The organism is Micromonospora sp. NBC_01699, assembly GCF_036250065.1.
Classification (GTDB): Bacteria; Actinomycetota; Actinomycetes; order Mycobacteriales; family Micromonosporaceae; genus Micromonospora_G.
This window is the reverse complement of sequence record NZ_CP109199.1, coordinates 351,621-365,894: the sequence shown is the minus strand read 5'-3', so window position 1 is coordinate 365,894 and position 14,274 is coordinate 351,621. Positions and strand designations below refer to the sequence as shown.

At 71.8% G+C, this 14,274-nt stretch carries 13 protein-coding genes and 1 pseudogene; 7 read left to right on the top strand and 7 right to left on the bottom strand.

Translation table 11 applies throughout. The features are described 5' to 3' along the window. Positions 1 to 2 precede the first annotated feature (2 nt). Complete coding sequence (locus OG792_RS01705) at positions 3 to 842, top strand: 1,4-dihydroxy-6-naphthoate synthase (RefSeq protein ID WP_329106669.1); 840 nt, start codon at positions 3 to 5, stop codon at positions 840 to 842. Here the strand turns inward: OG792_RS01705 and OG792_RS01700 are convergent. Continuing rightward, a complete protein-coding gene (locus OG792_RS01700; RefSeq protein WP_329106667.1) occupies positions 803 to 1,189 on the bottom strand; it encodes a cold-shock protein in 387 nt (128 codons plus the stop codon). The genes OG792_RS01705 and OG792_RS01700 overlap by 40 nt on opposite strands. Before the next feature lie 36 nt (positions 1,190 to 1,225). After that, a complete protein-coding gene (locus tag OG792_RS01695; protein WP_329106666.1) occupies positions 1,226 to 1,846 on the bottom strand; it encodes an HAD family hydrolase in 621 nt (206 codons plus the stop codon). A gap of 91 nt (positions 1,847 to 1,937) precedes the next feature. Between OG792_RS01695 and OG792_RS01690 the strand changes: the two genes are divergently transcribed. Then, the gene (locus tag OG792_RS01690) at positions 1,938 to 4,418 is read left to right on the top strand and encodes a helicase-associated domain-containing protein (RefSeq protein ID WP_329106664.1); all 2,481 of its coding nucleotides are present in this window, start codon (positions 1,938 to 1,940) and stop codon (positions 4,416 to 4,418) included. 24 nt (positions 4,419 to 4,442) lie between these two features. Here the strand turns inward: OG792_RS01690 and OG792_RS01685 are convergent, their stop codons facing one another. Continuing rightward, positions 4,443 to 4,706 (bottom strand): hypothetical protein, encoded by a 264-nt coding sequence (locus tag OG792_RS01685; RefSeq protein ID WP_329106662.1) that lies wholly within the window; start codon positions 4,704 to 4,706, stop codon positions 4,443 to 4,445. 397 nt (positions 4,707 to 5,103) lie between these two features. Here OG792_RS01685 and OG792_RS01680 point away from each other — a divergent pair, with 397 nt between their 5' ends. After that, positions 5,104 to 6,813 carry a DNA repair helicase XPB gene (locus OG792_RS01680; protein WP_329106660.1) on the top strand — a complete coding sequence of 570 codons (1,710 nt, stop codon included), beginning with the start codon at positions 5,104 to 5,106 and terminating at the stop codon, positions 6,811 to 6,813. 508 nt (positions 6,814 to 7,321) lie between these two features. On the opposite strand, the pseudogene OG792_RS34595 reads toward OG792_RS01680, so the two are convergent. The 3 genes and pseudogenes from OG792_RS34595 to ligD (OG792_RS01665) all read right to left on the bottom strand — a co-directional run. Next, positions 7,322 to 7,483: pseudogene (locus tag OG792_RS34595) on the bottom strand (helix-turn-helix domain-containing protein); the annotation flags it as partial. Positions 7,484 to 7,665: 182 nt separating this feature from the next. Continuing rightward, positions 7,666 to 8,598, bottom strand: coding sequence for a non-homologous end-joining DNA ligase (ligD, locus tag OG792_RS01670; protein WP_329106656.1), 933 nt, complete (start codon positions 8,596 to 8,598; stop codon positions 7,666 to 7,668). After that, positions 8,588 to 9,529, bottom strand: coding sequence for a non-homologous end-joining DNA ligase (gene ligD, locus OG792_RS01665; RefSeq protein WP_329106652.1), 942 nt, complete (start codon positions 9,527 to 9,529; stop codon positions 8,588 to 8,590). Before ligD (OG792_RS01665) ends, ligD (OG792_RS01670) begins: the two co-directional genes overlap by 11 nt. 85 nt (positions 9,530 to 9,614) lie before the next feature. Between ligD (OG792_RS01665) and ku the strand changes: the two genes are divergently transcribed. The 4 genes from ku (at position 9,615) to OG792_RS01645 (ending at position 13,227) form a co-directional block, all read left to right on the top strand. Then, positions 9,615 to 10,658, top strand: a complete 1,044-nt coding sequence (gene ku / locus OG792_RS01660) for a non-homologous end joining protein Ku (protein ID WP_329106650.1) — start codon at positions 9,615 to 9,617, stop codon at positions 10,656 to 10,658. A 124-nt stretch (positions 10,659 to 10,782) separates the two neighbouring features. Continuing rightward, on the top strand, positions 10,783 to 11,499 hold the full coding sequence (locus tag OG792_RS01655) for an FKBP-type peptidyl-prolyl cis-trans isomerase (RefSeq protein WP_329106648.1): 717 nt from the start codon (positions 10,783 to 10,785) through the stop codon (positions 11,497 to 11,499). A gap of 149 nt (positions 11,500 to 11,648) precedes the next feature. Continuing rightward, complete coding sequence (locus OG792_RS01650) at positions 11,649 to 12,785, top strand: glutathione-independent formaldehyde dehydrogenase (protein WP_329106647.1); 1,137 nt, start codon at positions 11,649 to 11,651, stop codon at positions 12,783 to 12,785. Between the two features lie 40 nt (positions 12,786 to 12,825). Next, positions 12,826 to 13,227, top strand: coding sequence for a GlcG/HbpS family heme-binding protein (locus tag OG792_RS01645; protein WP_329106645.1), 402 nt, complete (start codon positions 12,826 to 12,828; stop codon positions 13,225 to 13,227). Between the two features lies 1 nt (position 13,228). Here OG792_RS01645 and OG792_RS01640 read toward each other — a convergent pair whose 3' ends face one another. Then, positions 13,229 to 14,146 (bottom strand): NADP-dependent oxidoreductase, encoded by a 918-nt coding sequence (locus OG792_RS01640; protein ID WP_329106643.1) that lies wholly within the window; start codon positions 14,144 to 14,146, stop codon positions 13,229 to 13,231. Between the last annotated feature and the right edge of the window lie 128 nt (positions 14,147 to 14,274).

The window sequence follows — 14,274 nt, the reverse complement described above, 5'->3', positions numbered from 1 at the left end:
ACGTGGCTCTCTCGCTGGCGTTCTCCCCCTGCCCCAACGACACCTTCGTGTTCCACGCACTGGTGCACGGTCTGGTGCCGGGGGCACCGCCGGTGCAGGTGACCTACGCCGACGTGGACGTCACCAACACCGCCGCCCAGCAGGGCGCGTACGACATCGTGAAGGTGAGTTACGCCGCACTGCCGTGGCTGCTCGACGACTACCAACTGCTGCCGTGCGGCGGGGCGCTCGGGCGCGGCTGCGGGCCGCTGGTGCTGACCCGGGGCGACCGGACCGATCTGGGCGGGGCGACCGTCGCGGTGCCCGGCGACCGGACCACGGCGTACCTGCTGTTCCGGCTCTGGGCGGCGGACCAGCGGCCGGCGAGGATCGAGGTGGTGCCGTTCCACGAGATCATGCCCGGGGTGGCGGCCGGTCGCTACGACGCCGGACTGGTCATCCACGAGGCCCGGTTCACCTACCACCGGCACGGGCTGACCGCGCTGGTCGACCTCGGGCAGTGGTGGGAGTCGGACACCGGCCTGCCGATCCCGCTCGGCGCCATCCTGGCCCGCCGCGGCACCGTTGATCCGGTGGCCGCGGCGGACTGGATCCGCGCGTCCGTACGGCGTGCGTGGGCCGACCCGGCCGGCACCCGCGAGTACGTGCTGGCGCACGCGCAGGAGATGGAACCGGACGTGGTCGACCAGCACATCGCGCTGTATGTGAACGAGTTCACCGCTGACCTCGGCGAGGACGGCTACCGGGCGATCGACGCCCTGCTCCGCCGGGCTGCGGCGGCCGGGTTGACCCCGGCGACCCCTCAGACTTCCAGTTCGCTGGCGACCGCGTGGACAAGCTGAGCGACGGTCGTCGCGGTCTTCTTGTCCGGGTACCGGCCGCGCCGCAGATCCGGCTGGACCTTCGCCTCCAGCACCTTGATCATGTCCTCGATCAGCCCGTGCAGCTCTTCGGCGGGACGGCGGCGGAGTTCCGCCATGGACGGCGGCGCGTCCAGCAGTTTCGCGGCGTGTGCCTGGGCGCCCTTGCGACTGTCCACCACGCCGAACTCGATCCGCTGACCCCCCTTGAGATCGGTGACACCAGCGGGCAACGCACTCTTGGGTAGGAATACGTCGCCGCCCTCGTCACTGGTGACGAATCCATAACCCTTGGCCGCGTCGTACCACTTCACTCGACCCGTCGGCACCTGATTGACCTCGACTCCGTAAACGGCTGATGACCCTCACAAGGCTAGCCGCAACAGGCCCGACAACGCCGCTGGGAATCCGGTGAGGTCGTCGAGCACCATTCGCGCGCCGGCCGCGCGCAGCTCATCCACATCGCACGGCCCGGTGGCGACACCGACGCCGGGCACGCCGGCGATCCGGGCGGCGGTCATGTCCGCGACGTGGTCGCCGACGTAGAGCCGGGCGTCGTGCTCCCGCAACGCGGTCGCCTTCTGCTCGGCGAACAGGTCGCCGACCACCTCGTCGACGGTCAGCCCGAGGTGCTCGGTGTGCAGTCGGGCCAGCCGGCCGAGCTTCGAGGTGACAACCAACACACGCAGCCCGGCGTCGCGTACCGAGGCCAGCGTCTCGGCCGCGCCGGGCAGCAGCAGCGTCGGGCCGACCGCGTACGCCGGGTAGAGCGAGCGGAACGTCGTCACCGCCGACTCCACCTGCTCGGACGGGAACCAGTGGGCCAGTTCGTGCCGCAGCGGCGGGCCGAGCCGACTGACCGCGAGGTCGGCGTCGACGTGCACCCCGGTCCGGGCGGTGAGCTCACGGTAGGTGGCGGCGATGCCGGGGCGAGAGTCGATCAAGGTCATGTCAAGGTCGAACCCGACCGAGGGGGTGGTCGCCATCCGATCATCGTCGCACGCCGACCGCATCGCGAAGTCCAGCCGGCCGACCGGGGGGCACAGGCGGCACTCGGCCGGATAGCGTGGAATGACGATGACCACCTCACTCGCCGATCACCTGCGGTCGCTGCCGGACGAAGCCCTGGCAGCGCTGCTACAACTGCGCCCCGATCTGGTCCTGCCGGTCCCGGCCGACATCTCCGCGCTCGCCGTACGGGCGCAGTCGCGGGTGTCGGTCGCCCGCGCCCTGGACGGGTTGGACCAGTTCACCCTGCAAATCCTCGACGGTGCCCGGCTCACCCGTGACCCGGCCGACGGCACCACCTCCGTCGACGCGGTCCTGGCCGTCGCGGCGGTGCCCGTGCAGGGTGCCGACCCGGCCGCCGTACGGGCCGCGCTCAACCGGCTCCGCGCGCTCTTCCTGCTGTACGGCCCGGAGCACGCGCTGCGGGTGGTGCCAGGCGTGGACGAGGTCAGTTCGCCGTACCCGGCCGGTCTGGGGCGCCCCGCGCTGGATCTGGACCCGGCCGCCGCGGCACTGTGCGCCGACCCGGCCCGGCTGCGCCGTACGGTGCTGGCGGCACCGCCCGCGGCCCGCGCGATCCTGGACCGGCTCGCCGCCGGCCCCCCGGTGGGCACGCTCCCGCCGAAGGCGCTGGACGCGCCGCCGGTCGAGGATCCGGCGAACCCGGGCTCCGGCTCACCGGTGCGCTGGCTGGTGGAGAACGCCCTGCTCGTCCCGATCTCGGACACCGACGCCGGGTCCGGCGGGACCGCGGTGGAACTGCCCCGCGAGATCGGCCTGCTGCTGCGCCGCGACTCCGGGCCGCTCGGGCCGATGCAGCCGCTGCCACCGGCTCTGGGCACCGCCGCGCTGCGCGAGCCGAAGGCCGTCGACTCGGCCGGCGCCGGCCAGGCGATGGAGGTGGTCCGGCAGGCCGAGACGGTGCTGGAGGCGCTCGCCGCCGATCCGCCCCCGGTGCTGCGCTCCGGTGGTCTGGGCGTACGTGACCTGCGCCGGATCGCCCGTGGTGTCGGGTTGGACGAGCCGACCACGGCGCTGGTGCTGGAGGTCGTCTACGCCGCCGGGCTGGCCGGCGAGGTCGACCTGACCGGCTCCACCACCACCCGCGCCGGTGCCGACCAGCAGGTGCTGCCGACCGCCGGCTACGAAGCCTGGCGGGCCGGAACGCTTGCCCGGCGGTGGGAGCAACTGGCTCGGGCGTGGCTGGCCATGACCCGTCAGCCGGGGCTGATCGGCCAGCGGGACGAGCGGGACCGGTTGATCACCGTGCTCTCCCCCGAACTGGAACGGGCCGGTACGCCGACCGCGCGCCGGGGGCTGCTCGGCGTACTCGCCGGGCTGGATCCGGGGACCGCGCCCGGACCGGACGAGGTGTTGGCGCTGCTCGCCTGGCGGTCACCCCGGCGCAGCCGGGGTCGTGAGACGGCCCAGCGGGAGGTGCTCGCCGAGGCGGCCCGGATCGGTCTGACCGGGCTCGGCGCGATCACCGCCTACGGGCGCCTGCTGCTGACCGACTCGACCGCCGCCGAGGACCGGTCGGCCGCCGGGACCGACGACCCGCTGGGCGTACGGCTGGGCGCCGACGAGTCCGGCGAGGCGTCGGCGGCGGTCCGGGCCCTGGACGGGCTGCTTCCGGCCCCGGTGGACCACTTCCTGCTCCAGGCCGACCTGAGCCTCGTGGTGCCCGGCCCGCCGGAGCCGACGCTGGCGGCCGAGTTGGAGGCGCTGGCCGACCCGGAGTCGGCCGGTGGCGCCAGCGTGTACCGGGTGACCGCCACCAGCCTGCGTCGCGCCCTGGACGCCGGGTACGCCGCCGAGGACCTGCACGCGCTGTTCCAGCGGCGGTCCCGTACGCCGGTGCCGCAGGGGTTGACGTACCTGGTCGACGACGTGGCCCGCAAGCACGGCGGGCTGCGGGTCGGTTCCGCCGGTGCGTACCTGCGCAGCGACGACGAGGCGCTGCTCGCCGAGGTGGTCGCCGACCGACGGCTGAGCACGATGTCGCTGCGGCGGCTGGCGCCGACGGTGCTGGCCACCCCGTTCCAGGTGGGCCGGCTGCTCACCATGCTGCGCGAGGCCGGGTACGCGCCGGTGCCGGAGGACGCCACCGGCGCGGTGGTGCTGACCCGGACGAAGGTGCGCCGGGCTCCGGCCCGGGCGCCGGTGGGGAACCGGGTCGGTGACCCGCTCGCCGCGCCGAAGCTGACCACGCCCCGGGTGCTCGGCATCGTGGAGCAGATGCGCCGGGGCGACGCCGCCGCGCGGGCCGCCCGGCGGGCTCCGGACCCGGTCCGGGGTGCGGCCGGCCGGGCCGGCGGGAGCGCCACCCCGGCACACGCGCACACCCAGGCACTCGCGGTGCTGCAACAGGCGATCCGGGACAAGACACCGGTCTGGGTCGGGTACGTCGACGCCCACGGCGCGACCACGTCCCGCCTGGTCCGGCCGGTCTCGATCGGCGGGGGTTACCTGCGCGCCGAGGACGAGCGCACCGAGATGCTGCACACGTTCGCGCTGCACCGGATCACGGCGGCGGTGCTCGACGCGTAGCCGACGGCGTCAGTGGCGGCGGTGTCAGTGGCGGCTGCGGCGTAGGGTCCCGACGATCGCGATGACGAGCAGCAACGTGAACGCGGTGCCGGCCGCCTCGCCGACCGAGTTGACGAAGCCCTGGCGTTCCACCAGCCAGCCGAACAGGAACCAGCCGAACAGGGCGACGGCGACCGTGGCGTAGCCGATCAGGGTGGCCCGGGAGACCGGGGCGTCCCGGGCCGGCGGGCCGTTGGGCTCCTCGGTCGGCCGTTGCGTTCCGGTGCTCAGCTCGCGGTCCAGCGACATGGCTGCCTCCCCCACCCGGGCCCGTCCTGTCCCTCAAGACTCGCACTCGGGTGGGCGTGGTGACAGGGCCGAAAACTGGTCGGGCGCCGGCGAGCCGTTCGCCCCCGTTGCCTTCCGCCGCCGGGACCGGCCGGTGCCCCCGCACCCACCCCGGTCCCCCGACGGATCGAACGCGCGTACACCGGCGCCGACCAGGACGACCACCACCGGAGCGGAAACCGGACGGAATGTTCCCGAGTTCTGAACCGGAACGGTCGTCGTCTGCTAGACGCCCGGAGGGTGGTCAGGGTTGCCTGAGGTGAAGACTTTTCTTGCCCGGTTGTCTACCGGCGAAGACTGGTTACCGACCGTGCAACACTTGAGGGTCTTGTTCCGCGCTGTCGAGAGGAACCTGAGCGTGAGCAGTGGCCCATTGATCGTGCAGTCGGACAAAACGCTGCTGCTGGAGGTCGATCACCCGGACGCGCTCGCCTGCCGGATGGCGATCGCCCCCTTCGCCGAACTTGAACGCTCGCCGGAACACGTGCACACCTACCGGCTGACGCCGCTGGGGCTGTGGAATGCGCGGGCCGCCGGGCACGACGCCGAGGGTGTTGTCGACGCGCTGCTGAAGTACTCGCGCTATCCGGTGCCGCACGCGCTGCTGGTCGACATCGCCGAGACGATGGACCGGTACGGCCGGCTGCAACTGATGAACCACCCGAACCACGGACTGGTGCTGCACGCGCTCGACCGGATGGTGCTGATCGAGGTGGCCAAGAGCAAGAAGCTGGCCGGGATGCTCGGCGCCAAGGTCGACGAGGACACCATGATCGTCCACCCGTCCGAGCGTGGCCGGCTCAAGCAGGGCCTGCTGAAGCTCGGCTGGCCGGCGGAGGACCTGGCCGGTTACGTCGACGGTGAGGCGCACCCGATCGAGCTGGCCGAGGCCGGCAAGGACGTACCGGCGGACGGGCGGCACCCGGCGCGGCACCAGGCGCCCTGGACGCTGCGGTCGTACCAGCGGGAGGCGGTGCAGCACTTCTGGGCCGGCGGGTCGGGCGTGGTGGTGCTGCCCTGCGGGGCGGGCAAGACCATGGTCGGCGCGGCCGCGATGGCCGAGGCGAAGGCGACCACGCTGATCCTGGTGACGAACACGGTCGCCGGGCGGCAGTGGAAGCGCGAGCTGATCGCCCGTACGTCGTTGACCGAGGAGGAGATCGGCGAGTACTCGGGCGAGCGCAAGGAGATCCGCCCGGTCACCATCGCGACGTACCAGGTGCTCACCGCGCGCCGCAACGGCGCGTTCACGCACCTGGACCTGTTCGGTGCCCGCGACTGGGGCCTGGTCATCTACGACGAGGTGCACCTGCTGCCGGCGCCGATCTTCCGGTTCACCGCCGATCTCCAGGCCCGCCGCCGGCTGGGCCTGACCGCGACGCTGGTCCGCGAGGACGGCCGCGAGGGCGACGTCTTCTCACTGATCGGCCCGAAGCGGTACGACGCGCCGTGGAAGGACATCGAGGCGCAGGGTTGGATCGCCCCGGCCGACTGCACCGAGGTACGGGTGACGCTGACCGACGCCGAGCGGATGTCGTACGCGACCGCCGAGCCGGAGGAGCGTTACCGGATGGCGGCGACCGCCCGGACGAAGCTGCCGGTGGTGAAGGCGCTGATCGACCGGCACCGGGGCGACCAGGTGCTGGTGATCGGCGGTTACATCGACCAGTTGCACCAGTTGGGCGAGTTCCTGGGCGCGCCGATCGTGGAGGGTTCCACCACCAACAAGGAGCGCGAGCGGCTCTTCGACGCGTTCCGCTCGGGTGAGGTGCCCACCCTGGTCATCTCGAAGGTGGGCAACTTCTCGATCGACCTGCCCGAGGCCGGGATCGCGATCCAGGTCTCCGGCACGTTCGGTTCCCGGCAGGAGGAGGCGCAGCGGCTCGGCCGGGTGCTGCGCCCGAAGGCCGACCGCCGGCAGGCGCACTTCTACACGGTGGTGTCCCGGGACACCATCGACACCGAGTACGCCGCCCACCGGCAGCGTTTCCTCGCCGAGCAGGGCTACGCCTACCGGATCGTGGACGCCGACGACGTGCTCGGCCCACCGCTGCCCACCATCGACTGAGCGCTCTCACCGGCCCGTCGTGCCGGTCGCCGGCCCGGATCCGCACCGCCGCCGGCAGCCGGGCCAGCAGACGTACGCGCAGTTCGCCGCTTGGTGACCGCCAGTGCAGCGGGCCGGGGCGAAGTGGGCTGATGTCGTACCCGCTGAAGTCCCGCCAGCGCTCCACCCGGCGCAGGCAGTTGGGGATGGCTCGGATCCACTCGTCCAGCCGGGGCAGGTCGTCCTCGGCCACCGCGAGGTCGACCCGGGTCGGCCTGATCGGCACCCCCTGGAGCGCCGCGGCCAGCTCGCCGTCGACCAGGTACGTCAGCCCGTCGGGTGCCCGGCGGTGCAGCAGGGCCAGGTCGTGGAGGCACATCTCGACGTGGTCAACCTCGATCCGGTGCCGGTCGGTGACCGCGTCGATGGCGGTGTCCAGGTCGGCGTCGCGTTCCTCGACGTCCAGCCGGAGCTGCTTGCCGAGCGCGGCGAAGAGTCGTTCCACCTGCGTGGTGGTGGGCGCGGACCGGCCACTTTCGAACCGGGAGAGAGTCTGTTGGGTCACGCCGGCCCGGACGGCGAGCCTCGCCTGGGTGAGCCCGGCCGCTTCCCGCTCCGTTCGCAGCAGGCGACCGAGTTGCCCGGCGAGGGTCTGTCCGACATCCCGCCGATGGTGTCCGCCCCCGCCCACCGTGCGCCACCCCACCCGGCAATCCTGTGGATAACCCTGTGGACAATCGAATCGAAGGCATAACTCGAATTCTTCGTACGCCTTCTTTGATGTGCGTACGCCGAAGAAGGTGTACGAAAGTTTCGTGTTATGCGTTTCGGCGGGGCCGGGCCGGCGGAACCGAGCCGGCGGGGCGGGGTGGGTCAGCGGGGGAGTTTGGGGCCGGGGACGAGCAGGTCGGCCATCAGGTCGCCGTACTCCTCGGCTCTGGCCAGCACCTCGACGGCGGTGAACGGGCGGACGGCGCCCAGCTCGCCCGAGCCTGCCGCCTCCACCTCGGTCCAGGTCAGCGGCGCCGACGCCGCCGGCACCGATCCGGCCCGCAACGAGTACGGCGCCACCGTCGTCTTCGCCGCGCTGTTCTGGCTCCAGTCGATGAAGATCTTGCCTGGTCGCAGCCGCTTCGCCATCTTCGCGGTGATCAGCTCCGGGTCGGCCCGCTCCAGCTCCTCGGCGATCCGGCGGGCGTAGCCGGAGACCTCGTCCGCCGACTGCTTGCCGGCGATCGGGCAGCAGAGCTGCATGCCCTTCTTGCCCGAGGTCTTCGGGTAGCTGGCAATTCCGTCCTGCGCCAACCGGTCGCGCATCCGTACCGCGACCGTGGAGCACTCCGGCAGCCCGGCCGGCGAGCCCGGGTCGAGGTCGACCACCATCAGGTCCGGCCGGGGCTCACCGGCCCGGCTACGGGTGCCGACCCGCCACTGCGGGGTGTGCAGTTCCAGTGCGGCGAGGTTCGCCAGCCAGACCAGGGTGGGCAGGTCGTCACAGACCACATAGTCCAGTTCGTCCCGGTCCTTGGACGAACCGGGGGTGGGTAGCCGCGCCTGGCGCACCCAGTCGGGGGTGCTGGCCGGGGCGTTCTTCTCGAAGAAGAAGGACGCGTCCACCCCGTTCGGGTAGCGGATCCTGGTCAGCGGCCGGTCCCGCAGGTGCGGCAGCAGCACCGGGGCGATCCGGGTGTAGTAGTCGATCACCTCGCCCTTGGTGAAGCCGACCCCGGGGTAGAGCACCTTGTCGAGGTTGGAGACCTCAAGGGTGCGGTCTTCCACCTCGACCCTGATCTTCTCAGCCGGCATCCTCGACTTCCTCCGCCGCCTTGTCGGGACGCAACCGGCGCAGCCGCGGGAACCGCAGCCGCCCGTCCGGGGTGCGCTGGCCGTACTTCACCTCGATCACGACCTCGGGACGTACCCAGATCGCGCCCTTGGCATCCTCGCGCGGCACGGCGTCGACGAACGGGGCGGTGTCGACCCGCAGCGGCTCCAGTGCGGCGAGCAGTTCGCGTTCGGCCGCCGCGCCGATCCCGCCGCCGACCCGGCCCCGGAACACCAGCCGCCCGTCCGGCGCGGGCACCCCGACCAGGAGTCCGCCGAGCCGGCGTGCGCCCGGACGCCAGCCGCCGACCACGAAGTCCCCGGTCACCTCCAGCTTGACCTTGAGCCAGTCCGGTGACCGCACGCCCGGCCGGTAGATCGAGTCGAGCCGCTTGGCGACCACGCCCTCCAGCCCGTGCTCATCGGCGGCCTCGTAGGTGGCCGGGCCGTCCGGAAAGACCGGCGGCGCGGCCCACCGCGCGCCGCCCAGGCCGAGGCCGTCGAGCGTCGCCCGGCGCCGCTCGTACGACTGGCCGATCAGGTCCGCGCCGACCAGTCGCAACACGTCGAAAATCATGTACGTCACGGGTACGGTGGCCGCCAGTCGCGCCGCCCGGCCCGGTTCTCGTACGTGCATCCGTTCGGCGAGGGCGGTGAACGACGGCTGCCCCCGGTCGGTCAGCACCACCACCTCGCCGTCGAGCAGGGCGTCCGGCGCCTGCGCGCCGAGCGGCGCCAACTCGGGGTAGGCGGCGGTGATCTCGGCGCCGGAACGGGCGAAGAGGCGGACCGCACCGTCGATGACCTGCGCGATCGCGCGTACGCCGTCCCACTTGAACTCATACCCCCAGCCGGGGCCGCTGGGCAGCTCCCCGGTCATGGCGAGCATCGGTTTGAGCGGTGCGCCCGGCACGACATCACTCTAGGTCCGCAGGGAAACACTCGCCCGACCTTCTATCAGATGCAATCCTGGTCAATACCGGGGAAGGGAGCGGGGAATGCGGGCTATCTGGCGGGGCGCGGTCTCATTCGGCCTGGTATCCATCGGCGTACGGCTATATTCAGCCACCGAGGAGAAGGACATACGGTTCAATCAGGTACACCGGACTGACGGCGGGCGGATCAAGTACAAGCGCACCTGCTCGATCGACGGCGAAGAGGTCAGCTACGACGACATCGCCAAGGGCTACGACCTCGGCGGCGGCGAGATGGTGATCCTGACCGACGAGGACTTCGCCGAACTGCCGCTGACCACCTCGCACGCGATCGACGTGCTGGAGTTCGTACCGGCCGAGCAGGTCGACCCGATCCTCTACAACAAGGCGTACTTTCTGGAGCCGGACGGGGCGGCGACCAAGCCGTACGTGCTGCTGCGGGACGCGCTGACCGACTCGGACCGGGTGGCGATCGTGAAGGTGGCGCTGCGCCAGCGGGAGCAACTCGCCACCCTGCGCGTACGCGAGGGAGTGCTGCTGCTCAACACGATGCTCTGGCCGGACGAGGTCCGTGTCCCCGACTTCGGGTTCCTCGACGAGGACATCACGGTCCGCCCGCCGGAGCTGGCGATGGCCAGTTCGCTGATCGACTCGATGGCCGGCGAGTTCCAACCGGACGCCTTCACCGACGACTACCGGACGGCGCTCCAGGAAGTGATCAACGCCAAGGTCGAGGGCCGCGAGGTGGTGCAACCGGAGGAGGCGGAGGAGGCCCCGGCGGCCGCGGTTGACCTGATGGCGGCGCTGCGTGCCTCGGTGGACCGGGCTCGGGCGGCCCGCGGCGAGGAGCCGTCCGAGGGCCGGGGTGTGGCCAAGGCCACCCCGATCTCGGCGGCGAAATCCGCCCAGCAGGCGGCCAAGGCCGCGAAGGCGGCAAAGACCCCGGCGAAGAAGACCGCCCAGAAGAAGGCAACCGGCACCACCGGGGCCCCGGCGAAGAAGGCCGCCGCCGGCACCAAGTCCACCGGCGCCAAGTCCACCGGCACGAAATCGACCTCGGTGAAAAAGAGCACCCCGGCGAAGAAGACCCCCCGCAAGTCCGCCTGAGCCAGATTGATCATCGGCTCCGGGACCATTCGGCTGCTGGCCGAGTACCGTATGCAAGGCCCTCCGATCGGAACACATCCGGGCGAGGCCGCCCCGCCCCGACCTCTTGCAGGAGCCGACACCTATGAGCGACCAGGTCCAGAGCCGTCCCGCCAACGTCACGGACGAGCCGGCGCCGCTGACCAAGTCCGAGAAGCGCGCCCTCGCGAAGGCCGCCAAGGCACGGGCCGCCGCCGCGAAGCGCCGCCGCCAGGCGCTCGCCGGTGCGTTCGCCGGCCTGGCCGTGGTCGCCGTGATCGTCGTCGCATTCGTCGCCCTCGACGACACCGGCAAGGAACCCGCCGACGGCGGTCTCGCCTCCAACCCGAGCGCCAGCGCCCCGGCCGACCCCGCCGCCCCCGCCGACCCGGCCGCTCCCCCGGCCCAGCCGCCGGCGGACGCGGAGTTCCCGCCGCTGCCCGAGGGCGCCGACCCGGCCCTGGGCAAGGAGCCGGTGGTGACCAAGGGCGAGGGCGAGTTGGCGAAGCTGACCTCGAAGACCCTGGTCCAGGGCACCGGCCCGGTGGTCCAGGCCGGGCAGCAGATCACCGTGAACTACGTCGGCGTCACCTACGCCGACGGGCAGGAGTTCGACTCCTCCTGGAAGCAGTCCCGGGCGGTCCCCTTCCAGATCGGCACCGGTCAGGTCATCCCCGGCTGGGACCAGGGCCTGGTCGGTGTCAAGGTGGGCAGCCGGATCCAGCTCGACATCCCGCCCGCACTCGCGTACGGCGAGAACCCGGGCAACGGCGCGCCGGCCGGCGCCCTGCGCTTCGTGGTCGACGTACTCGCGGCGCAGTAGACCCGGCAGCGGCACGACCGCCGCAACCGCTCCGAACGGTGAACCCCCGCGTTTCGTCGCGGGGGTTCACCGTTTCCGCATTCCGGCATCGAGAGCCCGGCGCCGCCCTAGGGTCGATGACAGGATCCCGGGCTGGGACAGGAGCGGACATGAGGGCAGTCGTCTACCACGGGGCCAACGACGTCTCGGTCGAGAACGTCGAGGACCCCCGCATCGAGGACCCGAACGACGTGATCATCAAGATCACCACCACCGCGATCTGCGGGTCCGACCTGCACATGTACGAGGGGCGCACCAAGGCACAGCCGGGCATGGTGTTCGGCCACGAGAACATGGGCATCGTCACCGAGATCGGCCCCGGTGTCTCCCGGGTCCGCCGCGGCGACCGGGTCTCCATCCCGTTCAACGTGGCCTGCGGGTTCTGCAAGAACTGCTTCGCCGGCAACACCGCCTACTGCCTCACGGTCAATTCCAACTTCGCCGGCGGCGCGTACGGCTACGCCGCGATGGGACCGTACCGGGGTGGGCAGGCGGAGTACCTGCGGGTCCCGTTCGCCGACTTCAACTGCCTGGACCTGCCCCAAGGTGACGAGCACGAGGACGACTTCGCCATGCTCGCCGACATCTTCCCCACCGGGTACCACGGCGTCGCCCTCGCCGACGTACAGCCGGGCGAGACGGTGGCGGTGATGGGCGGCGGACCGGTCGGGCTGATGGCCGCGTACTCGGCGATGCTCATCGGTGCGGCCAAGGTGTTCGTGGTCGACCGGGTCCCGTCCCGGCTCCGGCTGGCCGAGTCGATCGGCGCCATCCCGATCGACTTCAGCAGGGCCGACCCGGTGATGCAGATCCTGGACCAGACCGACGGCAACGGCACCGACAAGGGCGTCGACGCGGTCGGCTACCAGGCACACGGCACCGGTGGCGAGGAACAACCCGCGCTGGTGCTGAACAACCTGATCGATATCGTCCGGGCCACCGGCCGGATCGGGGTCGTCGGGCTCTACCTGCCGAGCGATCCGGGCGCGCCCGACGAGCACTCCGCCCACGGCGAACTGCTGTTCAAGGTCGGCAAGTTCTTCGAGAAGGGCCAGCGGATGGGGACCGGGCAGGCGAACGTCAAGGCGTACAACGAGCAGTTGCGGGACCTGATCATCGCCGGCCGGGCCACACCGAGTTTCGTGGTCAGCAAGAGGCTGCCACTGAACGACGCACCGGACGCGTACGCCCGGTTCGACCGTCGGGAGGACGGCTACTCCAAGGTCGTACTCAAGCCCGCCGCCTGAGGCAGGCGCAGATGTTCCCACCCTCGCCGAAGGAGCGCCCATGTCCGTACTGAAACTCGCCGACGCGCGTCAGGTGATCGCGGCCGCCGAGGCCCGCGCCAACGAGATCGGCCAGCCGCAGAACATCGCCGTGGTCGACGCCGGTGGCAACCTGGTCGCACACGTACGGATGGACGGCGCCTGGCTCGGCAGCGTCGACATCAGCATCAACAAGGCGTGGACGGCACGGGCCTTCGACATCCAGACCAAGGACCTGGGCACCAACGCCCAGCCCGGCTCGCAGTTCTTCGGCATCCACGCCACGAACCACGGCCGGGTGGTCATCTTCGCCGGCGGCATCCCGCTGGTCCGCGACGGCAGGGTGGTCGGTGGGATCGGCGTCAGCGGCGGCACCGGCGAACAGGACCAGACCGTCGCCGAGGCCGGTGCCGACGCGCTCTGACTCAGGGGGTCAGCACGACCTTGCCCCGTACCCCGCCGGCCTCCACTATCCGGTGCGCCTCGGCCGCCCTGGCCAGCGGCAACGTGGTAGCGACCCGGGTCCGCAGCCGACCCCGGGCGACCTCGACGATCAGCTCGCGCAGCAACTCCCGGTCGAACCGGATCAGGACGACCTGCTGTCGGACGCCCCGCGCCGGGTCGACCGGCGGGGTGGGGCGGGTGGTGAGCAGGATCCCGCCGTCGACAACCGCCACCGCGGCCGACTCGGCCAGCGGCACGGCGTCCAGCACCGCCGGCACCGGGCCGATCCCGGCCAGGTCGACCTCCTTCGGTACGACCTGCGCCACCCCCAGGTCGCGTACCCAGTCCTCGTCGTCGCGGCCAGCAACGGCGAGCACCCGGTGCCCGGCCCGTACCGCCAGTTGGGCGGCGAAGCCGCCGACCCCGCCGCTCGCACCGGTGACCAGCACGGTGGACGCGGGCGGCAGCTCCATCAGGTCGAGCGCCTGACGTGCGGTCAACGCGTTCAGCGGCACGGTGGCGGCCACCGTCGGGGCCAGCCCGTCGGGCAGCGGCACCACCCAGTCGGCATCCGCGGCGATCAGTTCGGCGTACGCGCCGACCGCGCCCCGGGTCCGGTACCAGGGCACCATCCCGACCACTCGGTCACCGGGCCGGTATTCGCCGCCGCCGCCGTCGCCGACCTCGACCACCTCACCGGCGAAGTCCCAGCCGGGCAGGAACGGCGGCTCGACCGGCCCACCGGGGATGAGTCCGAGCCGGGCCGCCACGTCGGCCGGATGTACGACCGCCGCCAGCACCCTGACCAGCACCTGCCCCGGACCGGGGACCGGGTCCGGCCGCTCGATCACCTGTAAAACCTCCGGACCACCCTGCGCGGTCACCGCTACCGCCTGCATCGATCGGCCTCCTCTTGGCTCAGAGGTATCGTCGGCATTCAAGGTGGTGATCGCAATGGGCATCGGCCACCGCCGGACCCGATGTGCGGTCCGCCGATGCCGTCCGGGGTACCAGGCGCCGGAGCGGA

Coding starts and splice junctions, on each gene's coding strand:
- OG792_RS01655 (WP_329106648.1), top strand. CDS start 10,783: ATGAGCGACCAGGTCCAGAGCCGTCCCGCCAACGTCACGGACGAGCCG.
- OG792_RS01645 (WP_329106645.1), top strand. CDS start 12,826: ATGTCCGTACTGAAACTCGCCGACGCGCGTCAGGTGATCGCGGCCGCC.
- ligD (WP_329106656.1), bottom strand. CDS start 8,598: ATGCCGGCTGAGAAGATCAGGGTCGAGGTGGAAGACCGCACCCTTGAG.
- OG792_RS01640 (WP_329106643.1), bottom strand. CDS start 14,146: ATGCAGGCGGTAGCGGTGACCGCGCAGGGTGGTCCGGAGGTTTTACAG.
- OG792_RS01695 (WP_329106666.1), bottom strand. CDS start 1,846: ATGGCGACCACCCCCTCGGTCGGGTTCGACCTTGACATGACCTTGATC.
- OG792_RS01685 (WP_329106662.1), bottom strand. CDS start 4,706: ATGTCGCTGGACCGCGAGCTGAGCACCGGAACGCAACGGCCGACCGAG.
- ku (WP_329106650.1), top strand. CDS start 9,615: ATGCGGGCTATCTGGCGGGGCGCGGTCTCATTCGGCCTGGTATCCATC.
- OG792_RS01650 (WP_329106647.1), top strand. CDS start 11,649: ATGAGGGCAGTCGTCTACCACGGGGCCAACGACGTCTCGGTCGAGAAC.
- OG792_RS01690 (WP_329106664.1), top strand. CDS start 1,938: ATGACCACCTCACTCGCCGATCACCTGCGGTCGCTGCCGGACGAAGCC.